Raw genomic sequence first — 15,667 nt, forward strand, 5'->3', positions numbered from 1 at the left:
CGCGCCACCGTAATTCACGCCGCATGGCCTTTGACCGCAACAAGCCGAGCCGACGAGCGAGGAACACATGACCGACACCACGTTGCCACCCGGCGACGGAGCCTCAGACCGTATCGAACCGGTCGACATTCAGCACGAGATGCAGCGCAGCTACATCGACTACGCCATGAGCGTGATCGTCGGCCGCGCCCTGCCGGAGGTGCGTGACGGCCTCAAGCCCGTGCACCGCCGCGTGCTGTACGCGATGTACGACTCCGGCTTCCGCCCGGACCGCAGCCACGCCAAGTCGGCGCGTTCGGTCGCCGAGACGATGGGTAACTACCACCCGCACGGTGACTCCTCGATCTACGACACCCTGGTCCGGATGGCCCAGCCCTGGTCGTTGCGCTACCCGCTGGTCGACGGCCAGGGAAACTTCGGCTCACCGGGTAACGATCCCGCGGCGGCCATGCGTTACACGGAGGCCCGGCTGACGCCGCTGGCCATGGAGATGTTGCGGGAAATCGACGAGGAAACAGTCGAGTTCATCCCCAACTACGACGGCCGGGTGCAGGAACCCACCGTGCTGCCGAGCCGGTTCCCCAACCTGCTGGCCAATGGTTCGGGTGGTATCGCCGTCGGTATGGCCACCAACATCCCGCCGCACAACCTGCGCGAGTTGGCCGAGGCGGTGTACTGGTGCCTGGAGAACCACGAGGCCGATGAAGAGGCCACGCTGGCCGCGGTCTGCGAGCGGGTCAAGGGCCCCGATTTCCCCACCCACGGCCTGATCGTCGGATCACAGGGCATCCACGACGCCTACACCACCGGTCGCGGTTCCATCCGGATGCGCGGCGTGGTCGAGATCGAAGAGGACAGCCGGGGCCGTACCGGCATCGTCATCACCGAACTGCCGTACCAGGTCAACCACGACAATTTCATCACCTCGATCGCCGAGCAGGTGCGCGACGGCAAGCTGGCCGGCATCTCCAACATCGAGGACCAGTCCAGCGACCGCGTCGGTCTGCGAATTGTGGTGGAGCTCAAGCGCGATGCCGTCGCCAAGGTCGTGCTGAACAACCTCTACAAGCACACCCAGCTGCAGACCAGCTTCGGCGCCAACATGCTGTCGATCGTCGACGGGGTGCCGCGCACGCTGCGGCTCGACCAGATGATCCGCCATTACGTCGCACACCAACTCGATGTCATCGTGCGGCGCACCCGCTACCGGTTGCGCAAGGCCAATGAGCGGGCCCACATCCTGCGCGGCTTGGTGAAGGCGCTCGACGCACTCGACGAGGTGATCGCCTTGATCCGGGCGTCGCAGACGGTCGAGATCGCCCGGGCCGGCCTGATCGAGCTGCTCGATATCGACGAAATCCAGGCCCAGGCCATCCTGGACATGCAGCTGCGCCGGCTGGCCGCCCTCGAGCGGCAGAAGATCGTCGACGATCTGGCCAAGATCGAAGCCGAGATCGCCGATCTCGAGGACATTCTGGCCAAACCGGAACGACAGCGCGCGATCGTCCGTGACGAGCTCGCCGAGATCGCGGAGAAGCACGGCGATGACCGTCGGACCCGCATCATGCCGGCCGACGGTGAGGTCAGCGACGAGGACCTGATCGCCCGCGAGGACGTGGTCGTCACGATCACCGAGACCGGGTATGCCAAGCGGACCAAGACCGACCTGTACCGCTCTCAGAAGCGCGGCGGCAAGGGTGTGCAGGGTGCGGGGCTCAAGGCCGACGACATCGTCAACCACTTCTTCGTCTGCTCCACCCACGACTGGATCCTGTTCTTCACCACGCAGGGCCGGGTGTACCGGGCCAAGGCTTACGAGCTGCCCGAGACCTCGCGCACCGCGCGTGGCCAGCACGTGGCGAACCTGCTGGCCTTCCAGCCGGAGGAGCGCATCGCCCAGGTCATCCAGATCAAGAGCTACGAAGATGCGCCGTACCTGGTGCTGGCCACCCGCAACGGTCTGGTGAAGAAGTCGAGGCTGGTCGACTTCGATTCGAACCGCTCCGGCGGCATCGTGGCGGTCAACCTGCGCGAAGGTGACGAACTGGTCGGCGCGGTGCTGTGCTCGGCCGACGACGACCTGCTGCTGGTGAGCGCCAACGGCCAGTCGATCCGGTTCTCTGCAACCGACGAGGCGCTGCGTCCGATGGGTCGCGCGACCTCCGGCGTGCAGGGTATGCGGTTCAACGAGGATGACCGGTTGCTGTCCCTCAATGTGGTCCAACCGGACACGTACCTGCTGGTCGCGACCGCTGGCGGCTACGCCAAGCGCACCGCGATCGACGAGTACACGGTTCAGGGCCGAGGCGGCAAGGGCATCCTGACGATCCAGTACGACCGCAAACGTGGCAGTCTGGTCGGAGCGCTGATCGTCGATGACGAGACGGAGCTGTACGCCATCACCTCCGGTGGCGGCGTCATCCGGACCGCCGCACGTCAGGTTCGCAAAGCTGGGCGTCAGACCAAGGGCGTTCGCTTGATGAACCTGGGCGAGGGCGACACACTGATTGCGATTGCGCGCAACGCCGAGGAGGACTCGGAAGCGGATGAGGCCGAGTCCGACGAAGAGTGACGCTGTCGCCGAGGCCCAACCCGGACCTCGGCCTGAGCTAAGGAGCTGTTAGGTGAGTTCACCGAACGAGCCGGGGTACCCGCGAACGGGCGACCGGTCCGGCAGCTCCAACGGCTCGGGTACCGGGGCCGCAGGGGCCGAGGCCACCCCGGCCGCCGGCAAGACGGCCGGGACGCAGGCCCGGCCCGCCGGCGGTCAGATCACCGAGACCGGGGAGGCACCGCCGTGGCAGCGGGGCACCGCCGCCCGCACCACCCCGCCGCCGGCAACCGAGCCGCGGGAGGAAAGCGCCCGTACTCCGGGCTCCCACTCCCCCGGCGTGGAAGCCCGGCTGCAGCGCTTCGTCGCCGGCACGGAGGCCAAGGACACCGAGCAGCAGGCCCGGCCTGCCCGTCCGGCGCCTCCTGCCCCGTCGGCGACCCGCACCGAGCAGGTGCGGCCCGAGGCCTATGCGAGCGAGATCCCCGACCTTTCCGGGCCCTCGCCGCGTACCCCGCAACGTAAGACCACCACTGAGGCGCCTGCCGCCCGCAGCTCGAGCAACAGCCCGACCACCCGGATCCAGGTCGCCAACCGCGGCTCGCATCAGGGGCCGGTCCGGGCCAGCATGCAGATCCGCCGGGTGGACCCGTGGACTGTGCTCAAGGTCTCACTGGTGTTGTCGGTGGTGCTGTTCTTCGTGTGGATGATCGCGGTGGCATTCCTGTACCTGGTGCTCGGCGCCATGGGTGTGTGGAGCAAGCTCAACAGCAATGTCGGCGACCTCCTCACCAGCGCCAGCGGTGCCTCAGGAGGCGAATTGGTCTCCAGCGGAACGATCTTCGGCGGGGCGGCGCTGGTCGGCCTGGTGAACATCGTGGTGCTGTGCGCGATGGCGACCATCGGTGCCTTCATCTACAACCTGACCACCGATCTGGTCGGCGGGGTCGAGGTCACGCTGGCCGACAGGGATTGATTTGGGACTCTGCGCTCCGGTGCGGTAATCTCTGCGCTCGGTCGATCCCAATTTTCGGGCCTATAGCTCAGGCGGTTAGAGCGCTTCGCTGATAACGAAGAGGTCGGAGGTTCGAGTCCTCCTAGGCCCACGACACCCGGTGTAGCCGGTGATCACCGAGAGGTTGTGCCATGCGGTTCATGCTTCTGGCCGGCATCGCAGCCGCGGCGGTGATCGTATGGCGATCACGACACGGTGAAGAAGTTTGGCATGACTTGGCAGATGCGCCACCTCGGCCAAATGAGGGGCCTTAGCTCAGTTGGTAGAGCGCTGCCTTTGCAAGGCAGATGTCAGGAGTTCGAATCTCCTAGGCTCCACAATCAAGTTCGATCAAAGCGGTTCCGGTGACAGCCATCCGGGGCCGCTTTTTTCGTTCATGACCACATTCTGACAACACATTCAGGCAATCCCCCCGGTCAGCATGTTGTTTATGGCGACTCCAACCGCCTCCACATCGGATGGGTACAGGTGGCCGTACCGGTCCAAGGTGAGCCCCGCGCGGACTCGTGTCCCAGCATGTTCTGCAAGGCCTTGATGTTCACGCCGGCCTGGATCGCCAGACTGGCCGCGGTGTGCCCCAGCTCGTGCAGCTTGAAGTCGTAGGCCGTCACCTGATTCCCTGCTGCGTTCTGCTCCGTAGGGGGGAACAGCTCGGCTGCCGCGACGGCATCTGACCACCAGCGGCGCCGCACGTTCATGCCCCGCATATAGCCGCGGAGCCCGCCTCGCAGACGGCAAGGAACTCACCATCGACACACCACCCACCGTCGCCGCGCTCCACGCCGATGCTGTCACCAAGATCGACCCGGCCACCCTCGACGCTGACCAGATCCGAACCGCCGGACAGGTCTCAGTCCGCAGAGCCGCCGAGAACGCCGCCCTCGATGAACTCACACGAGCCGGCCCGCACCCCTACCGGATAACCCCACCCCCGTCATCCAAAGACCGACATGCCTTGGCAATTCTGATCCTGCGTGCGTTTTCTGGTGTTTTGCCGCACGGGGTATTCGTTGGTAGATAAGGGATTTGGAATATGACGAGACGTAAAACACCGCCCGGTTTGGGTCCTGCTGGTACCCAATTGGCGTGAAAACGACCCGGAATTACACGCTTCGGGCTGATGAGCTGCGTGTTTTGGAGGCTGCGGCGGCGGAGTTGGATCTGATCGAGACTGTCCGTATGGAGATGGTTGGCACCCCGTTGACGGTGCGTGGTTCGCAGGGTCAGCCGGTGATTAATCCGTTGATTCCGGAGTTGCGGCAGCACGCGCTACGTTCACCTCGTTGGTTGAGCAGCTTGCGCTTCCGGACGTTGACGATGCCGAGCCCGGTACGACGTCGGGGAGTGGTGATCGGTGGGCTACGCGGACGACGAAGGCTCGTCACGCCGTGAACGTCAGATGGACGAGAGGGGGGGTGTTAGGTGGTCGAGTCGACTTTCGACCGTGCCGGCCGGAACCGGCGCGGGGAGGCCCCACTGCCCCCTCGGCAGCTCGCCGGATGGCATAGGTCCTGCCTGTGTGTGCAAAACACGAAACTCTTGGGCAAGCGCCTTTCTGCACAACGCATGCGCAGACGGAACTGTCCGAGATAGGAGCCAGTGATGGCAGTAAGACGACACGACCGCGCCTCAAAACCGCCAGGTAGCGCTGCTGGGGCTAGCCGAGATGATTACGATGACGGCATGGGAGAAATGTGGTTTGGCGATCTCCCGTCGTTTGATCACCCTCCCGCTGTGGAAGTGGCGGTCGGAATCGAGTTCTTGCAGCTCCCAGGACTGGGTGCAGTCAAACTTGTCGGCCTGCACGAACTGTGGAGGGCTGAGTTCCCCAAGATTCAGGAGCAACCAGCTCTTCCTCCGACCGCCGCGATGGAAATGCAGGGTCGATTCCACTTCCAGATTGGCGGCGGACTGCCACCGCTGCGGGTATGGATGTTGAATGACGACGAGGACGAGCTGCTACAGGTTCAAAACGACCGTCTCTTCCTAAACTGGCGTAAATCGTCCGATAGTGATCGGACGTATCCGCGGTACGAGCACCTCCGCGAGGTATATCAGCAGGTACTGTCTCGCTTTCAAGATCACATCGAGAGAAATGGCGACGTAGGAACGTTTCAGCCCCATACGGCCGTTGTTACATATGTGAATCGATTTGCGCTCGATGGTGGCGAATCGCTTAAGGATGCGTTCGCGCCCTTAAACCCGGCTTGGGACGCGTTCCCAGACTGTGGCACTGAGGTCCGGCAAGTCATCCCGCTGTGGGCCGAGGACGCCCAGGTCGGGCAGATCAACACGCTCGCAGCAATTGACGCCTCTGAGCAAGAATACGGCTACCTTGAGGTGGTCACCCGAATAGACTTGGGTACCCCTAACCTAGATACTTTCGGAGCGTTGGATTTCGCGCACGAGGCCGGGGTGAGGAGTTTTGAAGCTTTGACTACGCCGAAGATGCATGAGAGATGGGGGAAGGGATGACTGCAACGTTGTCTCGGCACGATGTTCCCCGTCTGCGGGACATCGGCGGTGACGTGCAAACCCGCCGATGGGTTGCACGGGGCTGGCGTCCCGAGGAGGGGGACTCGAGTCGCTCCCACCTGCTGACGCACGCGCAGGTTCGGATTGCCGAACTGACTAGCGCGGGGGCCCCCGGTCGTGACCAGGGCTGGACGCCGATTCCAACTAGCATTGCGGCGGCGACGATGTCCCTCCTGGATTTTCTGATTCAGACTGATGATCTGGCTACACCACAGATCGCACCGACGCCTGAAGGCGGTCTTAACGTCGAGTGGCTGGTGGCGGGTGACTCACTGAGTCTGACCGTGGATGGTGAAGGTGTGTCGCTCATCGCTGAGTTCGACAACGGCGAGTACGCATTCCCGCCGCTCTGCTGGGATATCCAGCACGACAGTGCCGAGGCGTTGAGCAGGGTCCTCGTAAGCGCATCACGCTTTCTGGAGAAGATCAGCACCGGGATTCAGCACCGCCTGCTTACGAGGTGAAGGCGGACGACCCATCGTCGATTGACGGTGCTGAGACCCTTTATTGGCGTGCGCCGAAGCTCCCTCTCGAAAACTGGACCATCTTCGATGAGGGCCGGCAGGGGCATCGGGTCCGCGCTGGTGCGTTCGTCTGGAATGAAGATGGGGTGTCCTGCTACCGCCACAAGGTCCTGGAGTCTGTGGAACTTGACTGGCGGTGTATCAAGAAAGTGCCTGAGAACGGGATCATCTCGGTGGATGCCGTCGACGTGCGCGAGAGTGATCTGGGCGTGGCTCCCGACCCTGACCCTGAGTACATCCCGAGGAACGAGCTGGAGCGCCACGATAAGGCGCATGCCCTGATGGTCCATGAAGAGGGACTCAAGCCTCGCAAGAGGGGGGACAGGTGCAGTCGTCTGGCGAGGAAAGCGAAGATCGTCCATTGGGGGGACGGACAGCAGCCGCAGTAGCAAGAGCCGCCAGGATTGTGGGGGCGGTGGCCAAATCTGACCACAGTTACAGATAACTACGGTTTAGCCACCGTTATTCATCGCAGCAGGTTAGCAGCGCTGTAATGCCCTGAACAGCAGCAGGATTCGCCTTTGCAAGGCAGATGTCAGGAGTTCGAATCTCCTAGGCTCCACAATCAAGTTCGATCAAAGCGGTTCCGGTGACAGCCATCCGGGGCCGCTTTTCTGGTCTCCGACCACAGACCGGCCATAACCTGCGTGCTTGAATGTGGCTGGGAGTTTTCGGGCAGTCGGGGGGCAAGTGGTGGTCCGCAGGTTGGCGAGCATGTTGCTCGCGCTGGTGCTCGCAGGTGGGCTGATGTGGGCGTCCGTCATCGCCGGACCCGTCCTGTCTGTGGCTCGCGCCGACGCCCTTCATCAGGTGTGCCCCGATCCCGCTGCCCAACTCGATTCGTGGCTGCAGCGGGCGAACGATCACAACAGCCGGACCGGCTCCGTCAATGCATACGACCACGCCGCTGTCGAGGTGTTCAACGCGGAGAAGGCACAGCTCGAGGCCGATCGCAGCGCGCTGATGCCGCGTATCGACGCGTGCGATGCCGCAGTCGAGGTACTCACGCCCAAGGACCCGTCAGGCCTGCAGCTGGCCACGGCCTCGGCCGCCCAGCGGCTCGCGGTCGACAACGCCAGGAAAGGGATCCCCGCGGGCTATCAGCCGCAGTCCGTCCGCAAGGGAGACCGGGAAACCGTCCCCAAGGGCGCGCCCGAGCGGCCACTGTACGAAGCGCTGCGCGGAGACAACCCGAGGAGCGTGCCGAAAGACGTCCGCCTCGCCGGTGTAGCCGCGCCGCCGGCAGGAGCCCCCGACCCGGTCTACCCGGGGCAGAAGATCGGAGAGACACCGGCCGGCGACGCGAAAGTCACGCCCGACCACATCGTTCCGCTGGCGGAGCTGATCAAGCTTCCGGGTTTCCTGAAGTTGACTTCAGATCAGATGTTTCTGCTGTCGCAGGCACCGCTGAACTACCGGTGGATGTCGTGGACCGCGAACACCGCCGAGAATTCGGGCAGCGCCGCACGCATGCTGCCCGAGCCCGACCGGAACTGGGCGGGAAAACAGATGCAGCTACAGAACGAGACCCGAAATCAGCTGCGGGACATCATCAACAACCTCGTCACGGCCAACGGAGAGTGAGTCGGGTGGAGATCGACTCCGATCAGGTGGCCGCCGAATTGACCTCGAAGGGCAAAGCGGAGTTGATCATGCCGCAGCGGTACCGACGGATCGACTCAACCCGGTTGGATGTGTGATGACAGGACCGACGTCACCGTTTGGTGGTGACCCGAACCATCCAGGCGCGCCGGACTGGGGGACGCCGCAACAGCCCTATCCGCCAACGGATTACGGGCAGCCACCGAGCTATCCCCCATCGGGATACCCGGTGCTGGGCAACGTTCCGCCGGTCTACGGGTTTCCGCAGTCGGGATTTCCGCAACCCTGGCAGGGAAATCAGCAGCAGCCCGATGAGAGTCGGGGAAAGTCGAAGTTGTTGATCGCGTTGGCGATCGCCGTGCCGGTGCTACTGATCGCGTGTGGTGTCGGCGGTTGGATGTGGTTCTCGTCGAGTCGGGAAAAGGGGGCGATCAAGGACGTCGCTTCCCAATTCGCGGACGCGATAGATACCCAGGATCAGGACAAGATGCTGGCGACGCTCTGTCAGGAAGAGCATGACCTGGTCACCGACGGTGACGGCTTCGATCCTGCGGACTCTGGCCCGGGGGCGAAGGACAACGGCCAGCCGTTCGAAGTCACCGATGTCACGGTGAAAGACGATGTGGCGCAGGTCCAATTCCTGCGACCGAACTCCGACCACTCCGGTTCGCTGTACCTACGCAAGGAATCGGGTGTGTGGAAGGTGTGCGACCCGGCCGAGGCGCAATTCAACGAATAGCCGGGCGCTGCGGCGTCAGGGCTTCGGATTGACCTCGACGCTGGGCGGCAGCGCAGAGGGCTCGGGTCGGGTAGACCGCCGCACGATCGAGAACGTCACGGCCCCACCGGCGAGGACTGCCGCGGCGACCCCGGCGAGTACCAACCGGCGGCGACGTCGTTTGGGCTCGGGCGCTGCCGCTGCCTCTTGAAGTACCTCGGGCAGCGCGGCCACCGCTCCCGCGGCGGCGGCGAGTTGACGGCGCAGCTTGCCCGAGTCGTAGCGCTTACGCAGCCCGGCGGCGACGGCGGACACGGTGTTCGCGCTCAGACCCACCACGCCGCGGGTGACATCGACCGGACCGACAGTGCTGTATTTCAAGCCGCGGGCTAGGCGCTGACGGGGGGCCAACCGGGTATCGACGTTCGCGGTCATCTGGCACCTTTCTGGGCACTGGCGGGACACTGGCGACGGACCGGGGTGGGCCATCTGTCGGCTGAGATCCAGACTGCCATCTCTGCGGGAGTCTGGGGCGCTTGGTGGGGTATCTGACCCTCGCCGCGAACCGGGATGGCAGACTGAGTAGCCGTGACGAGCCCCATTCAGACCGCGACGGCGACACTGCACACCAACCGCGGCGACATCAAGATCGCACTGTTCGGAAACCACGCTCCCAAGACCGTGGCCAACTTCGTCGGCTTGGCGCAGGGCACCAAGGACTACACCACCGAGAACGCCTCGGGCGGTACCTCCGGTCCGTTCTACGACGGCGTCATCTTCCACCGGGTGATCGACGGCTTCATGATCCAGGGCGGCGACCCGACCGGCACCGGCCGTGGCGACGCCGGCTACAAGTTCGCCGACGAGTTCCACCCTGAGCTCCAGTTCGACAAGCCCTACCTGCTGGCCATGGCCAACGCCGGCCCGGGCACCAACGGCTCACAGTTCTTCATCACGGTCGGCAAGACGCCGCACCTGAACCGGCGCCACACCATCTTCGGTGAGGTCGTCGACCCCGAGTCGCAGAAGGTGGTCGACGCGATCGCCTCCACCCCGACCGATCGCTCCGACCGCCCGACCGATCCGGTCGTCGTGGAATCGATCACCGTGTCATAACGGGTCCTCCCCCGCACATACCAATGCGCGACGCCCCCGGGTCTCGGGGGCGTCGCGTGTTGTGTGGGGTGCTTCCTTTACCGGGCCTACCCGGTCGAGAAACCGGCCTGGGTGAGCGTGTCGAGGACGTCGAGGGGGTCTGTTCCCAGATCCCACCGCGTGAGGACTTCCAGCCGGTCATCGATCGTGTCGATCTCGAGCAGGCGGACCTTGCGAGCGATGCGGCGGAACTCGGTGATGCGGATCTTCCGGATCTCATCGCGGCGATATGTCCGGGTCCGCAGCCAACTGGCGACGATGAGACTGTCTTGGTTGATTGCCAGTTTCGGCCGGGCCCGCCACGACAATGTTGCGAACGTGAGCAATCCCACCCCAGCTATGCCGGCAAGAACACGTCCAGGCGGGTCTGTGATCACGGTCACAGCTGCGATAGCCATCGCTAGTCCGGCTATGGCGCAACCTGCGACTCCAGCGGCCGGTGGGCTCCAATGAGTTTGCTGCACGGGTTCTTCACACCCTCTTACCGCGACTAATGGAGTTATCCACAGGTGCTATCCCCAATGGGGATGAATCACAACGATGTGATTGAGCATCGCCGGCGTTGCTGAGCTGGAAACGCTGAAAACGTAAGATGAATTCATTATCGTCCGCTCTCCGATCAGCGCCAGCGCATCGTGAGCAACAGCCCGGTGATCATGAAGGCAAAGGCGACCGCGTAGTTCCACGGACCCATATCGGCCATCCACTGAAGGAAGGACGGGGTGTCCACCGGGTTGGTCGCGGCGAGCTGGAAAACCAGCAGCCACAACAGGCCGAACAGCATGAGACCGATGAACAGCGCGACGAACCACACACTCGACGGTCCGGCTTTCACCTTGACCGGAGTCCGGCTCACCTGCTTGATGGTGAAATCGTTCTTCTTACGGACTTTGGACTTGGGCATGGGTACCTTCGCGGACAGTCGGCGTCACACGGTGCGACGATGAGGCAGGATGCCTCACGAGCCTAACGTAGCTGCACGTCCAGGAGAGACTGCGATGGACCAACCGGATCGTTCACCCTGGCGCTTCGGCGTCCCGGTGGTCTGCCTGGCCGCCGGCTTGCTGCTGGCCGCCACCCACGGGGTCTCCGGCGGTGACGAGATTCGCCGCAGCGACGCTCCCCGACTCGTCGACCTGGTCCGCGAAGCCCAACAGTCCGTCGACCGGCTGACGGCCCAGCGCGATTCGCTGGCCACCGAGATCGACAGCCATCACGGTGGATCACCCGGCTCGCACGCGGCGCTCGAGGCCATCACCCGACGTTCGGCCCAGTTGGCCGTCGACGCAGGCACTGTGCCCATGCGTGGGCCGGGCCTGGTGGTCACGCTCAACGATGCCCAACGCGACGCCCAGGGCCGATTCCCGCGCGACGCTTCCCCGGATGACCTAGTGGTGCATCAACAGGACATCCAGGCCGTCCTGAACGCACTCTGGAGTGCGGGTGCCGAGGGCATCCAGATGCAGGACCAACGCATCATCGCCACCTCGGCGCCCCGCTGCGTCGGCAACACCCTGCTGCTCAACGGCCGTACCTACAGCCCGCCCTACGTGATCACCGCGATCGGCGACGCCCCGGCCATGCAGGCCGCCCTCGCGGCCGCCCCACTGGTCACCCTGTACAAGCAGTACGTGGTGCGCTTCGGTTTGGGCTATGTCGAGGAGCCTCGGGCCGAGGTAGAGCTGACCGGGCACACCGAGCCGGTGCGGATGCGCTACGCGAAACCCGCGGGCCCTGTCGGTTACTGAGCCGGTAACCTGGGCCGATGCAGGTTCTGGTCGTCGACAACTATGACAGCTTCGTGTTCAACCTGGTCCAGTATCTGGGTCAGCTCGGGGTCGACGCGCAGGTCTGGCGCAATGACGATCAGCGGCTGGCCACCGACGCCGACCTCGCCAAGGTGGCGGCCGACTTCGACGGCGTCCTGCTCAGCCCCGGCCCCGGCACCCCCGAGCGGGCCGGCGCCACGATCCCGCTGGTACACGCGTGCGCCGCGGCAGGTACTCCCCTACTCGGTGTCTGCCTGGGTCATCAGGCCATCGGGGTTGCCTTCGGCGGCACCGTCGACCGCGCACCCGAACTGCTGCACGGCAAGACCAGCGTGGTGCACCACTCCGATGCGGGGGTGCTCAAGGGCCTTCCCGACCCGTTCACCGCGACCCGCTATCACTCGTTGACGATCCTGCCCGAGACCGTGCCGGATGTGCTCGAGGTGATCGGGCAGACCGACAGCGGAGTGATCATGGCGGTGCGGCACACCGAACTCCCCATCCACGGCGTGCAGTTCCACCCGGAGTCGATCCTGACCCAGGGCGGACACCGCATGCTGGCCAACTGGCTCGGCGTCTGCGGTGCCGCCCCGGAGGAACGTCTGGTGGCCGCGCTCGAGGCCGAGGTGGCCAGCGCCGTAGCGGCGGCTACGACGCGAAGCTCAGCGTGATGTTCGCCCCGCGATTCACCCCGGTCCCGGCCGGCGGACTCTGGGTGACCACGGCGTTGGTGCGCTGACCGCTGTCGCGTACGTCCGGCCCCTTGTCCAGGTTGCCGGTCCAACCCAGCGCGCTCAGACGCTGGTAGGCGTCATCCCAGAACTGTCCGACCAGGTTGGGCATGACGAACTGGTTGCCCTTGGATACGTGGATCTGGATCGGGGTGTCCTTGGGAACCGACGTACCGGAGGTGGGCTCGGTATCCACCACCTGCCCCGAGGGCGCGGTGTTGTCGATGTCGATGACCACCGTGTTGGTGAACCCCGACGCGGTCAGAATCTGCTTGCACACGTCGGCGCTCTGACCCTTGCAGTCGGGAACCGCGGTGTCTTCCGGGCCCGAACCCACCACGAGCGTGATCTCGTAGATGATGCCCGCGGTCTGGTTGGCCGGCGGGTTCGTCGCCAGCACGCGGCCCTTCTGCTCAGGAGTCGACGGGCTCGCCGACTCCTTGACCTTCTCGAAGCCGGCGTCCTTGAGCTTCTGCCGGGCCTGGCTCGGGGAGAGACCGGCGACGTCGGGGACCACCCGCTGCTCGGGCCCGCGAGAGACGTTGACGGTGATCTCATCGCCGGCGGCCGCCATGCTGTTGGCCGACGGGTCGGTGCCGATCACGTACTCCGGCGGAACCTTGTTGTCTTCCTTGCCCTCGGTGCGCGTCTTGAAGCCGCGGTTCTGCAGCGTGGCAATGGCATCCGCCGAACGCTGGCCACTCACGTCGGGCACCTGCACGTCGCGTGGCTTGCCGTCGAACATGTTGATCGCGACCGTCACCACGACGGTCAGCACCGCCAGTACCGCGACGGCGATCAGCCAACGGGCCAGCGAGGCGTTGCGGTCGGCGGGACGAGGCACCACCAGGTTCTGGGTGGGTGCACCGCCGCCCTGGGTGAGCATCGGCCCGGAGTTCATCATCGACGTCCGCTCGGACTCGGTGAGCACCTTGGGTGCCTCGGGGGCCTCGCCGCTGTGTACGCGGATCAGATCCGTGCGCATGTCGGCCGCGGTCTGATAGCGATTGTCCGGATTCTTCGCCAGGGCTTTGAGCACGACGGCGTCGAGTTCGGGAGAGATGCCCGTGTGCCGGCTCGACGGCGGGACCGGATCCTCCCGGACATGCTGATAGGCCACCGCCACCGGGGAGTCACCGATGAAAGGTGGTTCGCCCGTGAGGATTTCGTAGAGCACGCAGCCCAGTGAGTACACGTCGGAACGAGCGTCGACGGTTTCCCCGCGGGCCTGCTCGGGCGACAGGTACTGCGCGGTGCCGATCACCGCAGCCGTCTGCGTGACGCTGTTGCCGGTATCGGCCAGGGCCCGCGCGATACCGAAGTCCATCACCTTCACAGCATTGGCCTTGCTGATCATGATGTTGGCCGGCTTGACGTCGCGGTGCACGATGCCGTGCTGGTGGCTGAAGTTCAGCGCCTGGCAGGCGTCGGCGATGATCTCGATCGCGCGCTTCGGCGGGATCGGACCCTCGGTGTGCACGATGTCGCGCAGCGTGACACCGTCGACGTACTCCATGACGATGTAGGGCAGCGGCCCATTGGGCGTCTCGGCCTCGCCCGTGTCGTACACCGCCACGATGGCGGGATGGTTCAGCGCGGCCGCGTTCTGCGCTTCCCGGCGGAAACGTAGGTAGAAGCTGGGATCGCGGGCCAGATCGGCGCGCAGGACCTTGACCGCGACATCGCGGTGCAACCGCGTATCGCGTGCGATGTGAACTTCGGACATGCCGCCGAAGCCGAGGATTTCACCGAGTTCATATCGGTCAGAGAGATGCTGAGGCGTCGTCATTGCAGTATCTGTTCTGGTGCTTTCGGGACAACCTGAACGGCGGCTCCCCTGGGCACGATCGCGTGGAATGCCAGGTCCGGCAACGCTGCCGGCGTTTGGTAGGGCGTCGTCTGGGTCACCGTGTCGGTGACGGTGGGCGGGGGTTGATCCTTGCGGTCCTGAGCATTGAGGACGATCAGGATGGCAATCACGATTGCCAGCGCGCCGAGTACCCCGGCGGCCCACAGCAGGGCACGTTGACCCGACGAGAACGTACGTCGCGGGGCGGGCGCGGGCCGGTGTGCGGCCGTGGTCGGCCTGGCTCGCGTAGCGGTCACCGGGGTGCGGCCGCTGAGGTCCGCTGCGGCGCGAGCCTGCGCGGCCGACGGAACCGCCGCCGGGGCGGCCCGACCGAGCGTCGGAGCCTGGTTGGGACGCGGGGGACGACGACCGGAGCGCACCGCGGCGACCGCGTCGGCGAAGGGTCCACCCGACTTGTAACGCATCCCCGGGTTCTTCACCAGGGTGATCTCGATCAGCTCGCGCACGTTGGGCGGCAGATCGGCGGGCAGCGGCGGTGGGGTCTCCTTGATGTGCTTCATCGCGACCGTCAGCGCACCGTCGCCGGTGAACGGCCGCTTGCCGGAAACAGATTCGTAGCCGACGACTCCCAGCGAGTACACGTCGCTGGCCGCGGTGGCGTCATGGCCAAGGGCCTGTTCGGGCGCGATGTACTGGGCGGTGCCCATCACCATGCCGGTCTGGGTGACCGGGGCGGCGTCGACCGCCTTGGCGATACCGAAGTCGGTCAGCTTCACCTGACCGGTCGGGGTGATCAGGATGTTGCCGGGCTTGACGTCGCGGTGCACCAGGCCCGCGGTGTGGGCCACCTGCAGGGCGCGGCCCGTCTGCTCGAGCATGTCCAGGGCGTGGCGCAGCGACAACCGGCCGGTGCGCTTGATCACCGAGTTCAACGGCTCGCCGTTGATCAGCTCCATCACCAGGTACGCCGTGCGGCCCTCGCCGTCGAGCTCGGTCTCGCCGTAGTCGTACACGCTGGCGATGCCGGGGTGGTTGAGCATGGCCACCGTGCGAGCCTCGGCCCGGAAGCGCTCGACGAACTCGGCATCGGTCGAAAACTCGGCCTTGAGTACCTTGACCGCGACGCGCCGGCCCAACCGGGAGTCGACAGCCTCCCAGACCTGACCCATGCCGCCCGTGGCGATCAGCCGCTGCAGCCGGTAACGCCCGGACAGCGTGACTCCAACGCGCGGGCTCATGGCTCGCCTCCTACGAGTC

16 protein-coding genes and 2 tRNA genes are annotated in these 15,667 nt (G+C 65.1%); 12 read left to right on the forward strand and 6 right to left on the reverse strand.

Features of this window, described 5'->3' with window-relative positions; translation table 11 throughout:
• Nucleotides 1–67: 67 nt before the first annotated feature.
• From gyrA to AC4LGL_RS18195, 4 genes are all read left to right on the forward strand, one after another.
• The gene (gyrA, locus tag AC4LGL_RS18180; RefSeq protein ID WP_491839993.1) at nt 68–2,572 is read left to right on the forward strand and encodes a DNA gyrase subunit A; all 2,505 of its coding nucleotides are present in this window, start codon (nt 68–70) and stop codon (nt 2,570–2,572) included.
• A 52-nt stretch (nt 2,573–2,624) separates the two neighbouring features.
• Nucleotides 2,625–3,527: a DUF3566 domain-containing protein gene (locus AC4LGL_RS18185; protein WP_491839994.1), complete on the forward strand. Its 903-nt coding sequence runs from the start codon at nt 2,625–2,627 to the stop codon at nt 3,525–3,527.
• A 56-nt stretch (nt 3,528–3,583) separates the two neighbouring features.
• Nucleotides 3,584–3,657, forward strand: a tRNA-Ile gene (locus tag AC4LGL_RS18190).
• Nucleotides 3,658–3,810: 153 nt separating this feature from the next.
• Nucleotides 3,811–3,883, forward strand: a tRNA-Ala gene (locus AC4LGL_RS18195).
• Nucleotides 3,884–3,994: 111 nt separating this feature from the next.
• Here AC4LGL_RS18195 and AC4LGL_RS18200 read toward each other — a convergent pair.
• Nucleotides 3,995–4,264, reverse strand: a complete 270-nt coding sequence (locus AC4LGL_RS18200) for a site-specific integrase (RefSeq protein WP_491839995.1) — start codon at nt 4,262–4,264, stop codon at nt 3,995–3,997.
• 985 nt (nt 4,265–5,249) lie between these two features.
• Between AC4LGL_RS18200 and AC4LGL_RS18205 the strand changes: the two genes are divergently transcribed.
• From AC4LGL_RS18205 to AC4LGL_RS18225, 5 genes are all read left to right on the forward strand, one after another.
• The gene (locus tag AC4LGL_RS18205) at nt 5,250–6,041 is read left to right on the forward strand and encodes a TIGR04255 family protein (protein ID WP_491839996.1); all 792 of its coding nucleotides are present in this window, start codon (nt 5,250–5,252) and stop codon (nt 6,039–6,041) included.
• Between the two features lie 224 nt (nt 6,042–6,265).
• Complete coding sequence (locus AC4LGL_RS18210; protein WP_491839997.1) at nt 6,266–6,565, forward strand: hypothetical protein; 300 nt, start codon at nt 6,266–6,268, stop codon at nt 6,563–6,565.
• Nucleotides 6,562–7,014, forward strand: a complete 453-nt coding sequence (locus AC4LGL_RS18215; RefSeq protein ID WP_491839998.1) for a hypothetical protein — start codon at nt 6,562–6,564, stop codon at nt 7,012–7,014. The genes AC4LGL_RS18210 and AC4LGL_RS18215 overlap by 4 nt, the downstream gene beginning before the upstream one ends.
• A 325-nt stretch (nt 7,015–7,339) precedes the next feature.
• A complete protein-coding gene (locus AC4LGL_RS18220) occupies nt 7,340–8,209 on the forward strand; it encodes a hypothetical protein (RefSeq protein WP_491839999.1) in 870 nt (289 codons plus the stop codon).
• Between the two features lie 115 nt (nt 8,210–8,324).
• Complete coding sequence (locus AC4LGL_RS18225) at nt 8,325–8,966, forward strand: Rv0361 family membrane protein (RefSeq protein ID WP_491840000.1); 642 nt, start codon at nt 8,325–8,327, stop codon at nt 8,964–8,966.
• A 15-nt stretch (nt 8,967–8,981) separates the two neighbouring features.
• Here AC4LGL_RS18225 and cwsA read toward each other — a convergent pair whose 3' ends face one another.
• Nucleotides 8,982–9,380: a cell wall synthesis protein CwsA gene (gene cwsA / locus AC4LGL_RS18230; RefSeq protein WP_491840001.1), complete on the reverse strand. Its 399-nt coding sequence runs from the start codon at nt 9,378–9,380 to the stop codon at nt 8,982–8,984.
• Between the two features lie 153 nt (nt 9,381–9,533).
• Here cwsA and AC4LGL_RS18235 point away from each other — a divergent pair, with 153 nt between their 5' ends.
• Nucleotides 9,534–10,061 (forward strand): peptidylprolyl isomerase, encoded by a 528-nt coding sequence (locus AC4LGL_RS18235; protein ID WP_055119243.1) that lies wholly within the window; start codon nt 9,534–9,536, stop codon nt 10,059–10,061.
• An 86-nt stretch (nt 10,062–10,147) separates the two neighbouring features.
• Here AC4LGL_RS18235 and AC4LGL_RS18240 read toward each other — a convergent pair whose 3' ends face one another.
• Both AC4LGL_RS18240 and crgA read right to left on the reverse strand, forming a co-directional pair.
• A complete protein-coding gene (locus tag AC4LGL_RS18240) occupies nt 10,148–10,564 on the reverse strand; it encodes a PH domain-containing protein (protein WP_491840002.1) in 417 nt (138 codons plus the stop codon).
• Nucleotides 10,565–10,719: 155 nt separating this feature from the next.
• Nucleotides 10,720–11,004 (reverse strand): cell division protein CrgA, encoded by a 285-nt coding sequence (gene crgA / locus AC4LGL_RS18245; RefSeq protein ID WP_003883285.1) that lies wholly within the window; start codon nt 11,002–11,004, stop codon nt 10,720–10,722.
• A 94-nt stretch (nt 11,005–11,098) separates the two neighbouring features.
• Between crgA and AC4LGL_RS18250 the strand changes: the two genes are divergently transcribed.
• Both AC4LGL_RS18250 and AC4LGL_RS18255 read left to right on the forward strand, forming a co-directional pair.
• Nucleotides 11,099–11,848, forward strand: a complete 750-nt coding sequence (locus AC4LGL_RS18250) for a DUF881 domain-containing protein (RefSeq protein ID WP_055119247.1) — start codon at nt 11,099–11,101, stop codon at nt 11,846–11,848.
• Nucleotides 11,849–11,865: 17 nt separating this feature from the next.
• Complete coding sequence (locus tag AC4LGL_RS18255) at nt 11,866–12,540, forward strand: aminodeoxychorismate/anthranilate synthase component II (protein ID WP_491840003.1); 675 nt, start codon at nt 11,866–11,868, stop codon at nt 12,538–12,540.
• On the opposite strand, the gene pknB is transcribed toward AC4LGL_RS18255, so the two are convergent.
• A complete protein-coding gene (gene pknB / locus AC4LGL_RS18260; RefSeq protein WP_491840004.1) occupies nt 12,518–14,389 on the reverse strand; it encodes a Stk1 family PASTA domain-containing Ser/Thr kinase in 1,872 nt (623 codons plus the stop codon). The two genes, AC4LGL_RS18255 and pknB, sit on opposite strands and share 23 nt — an antisense overlap.
• Nucleotides 14,386–15,648: a protein kinase domain-containing protein gene (locus tag AC4LGL_RS18265; RefSeq protein ID WP_491840005.1), complete on the reverse strand. Its 1,263-nt coding sequence runs from the start codon at nt 15,646–15,648 to the stop codon at nt 14,386–14,388. The genes pknB and AC4LGL_RS18265 overlap by 4 nt, the downstream gene beginning before the upstream one ends.
• Nucleotides 15,649–15,667: the final 19 nt, after the last annotated feature.

This window comes from Mycolicibacterium arcueilense (assembly GCF_058536225.1).

Bases quoted from the DNA above. Each gene is read 5' to 3' on its own strand.
- gyrA (WP_491839993.1), top strand. From the start codon at position 68: ATGACCGACACCACGTTGCCACCCGGCGACGGAGCCTCAGACCGTATC.
- AC4LGL_RS18200 (WP_491839995.1), bottom strand. From the start codon at position 4,264: ATGAACGTGCGGCGCCGCTGGTGGTCAGATGCCGTCGCGGCAGCCGAG.
- AC4LGL_RS18205 (WP_491839996.1), top strand. From the start codon at position 5,250: ATGGGAGAAATGTGGTTTGGCGATCTCCCGTCGTTTGATCACCCTCCC.
- AC4LGL_RS18210 (WP_491839997.1), top strand. From the start codon at position 6,266: ATGTCCCTCCTGGATTTTCTGATTCAGACTGATGATCTGGCTACACCA.
- AC4LGL_RS18220 (WP_491839999.1), top strand. From the start codon at position 7,340: ATGTTGCTCGCGCTGGTGCTCGCAGGTGGGCTGATGTGGGCGTCCGTC.
- AC4LGL_RS18225 (WP_491840000.1), top strand. From the start codon at position 8,325: ATGACAGGACCGACGTCACCGTTTGGTGGTGACCCGAACCATCCAGGC.
- cwsA (WP_491840001.1), bottom strand. From the start codon at position 9,380: ATGACCGCGAACGTCGATACCCGGTTGGCCCCCCGTCAGCGCCTAGCC.
- crgA (WP_003883285.1), bottom strand. From the start codon at position 11,004: ATGCCCAAGTCCAAAGTCCGTAAGAAGAACGATTTCACCATCAAGCAG.
- AC4LGL_RS18250 (WP_055119247.1), top strand. From the start codon at position 11,099: ATGGACCAACCGGATCGTTCACCCTGGCGCTTCGGCGTCCCGGTGGTC.
- AC4LGL_RS18255 (WP_491840003.1), top strand. From the start codon at position 11,866: ATGCAGGTTCTGGTCGTCGACAACTATGACAGCTTCGTGTTCAACCTG.
- pknB (WP_491840004.1), bottom strand. From the start codon at position 14,389: ATGACGACGCCTCAGCATCTCTCTGACCGATATGAACTCGGTGAAATC.
- AC4LGL_RS18265 (WP_491840005.1), bottom strand. From the start codon at position 15,648: ATGAGCCCGCGCGTTGGAGTCACGCTGTCCGGGCGTTACCGGCTGCAG.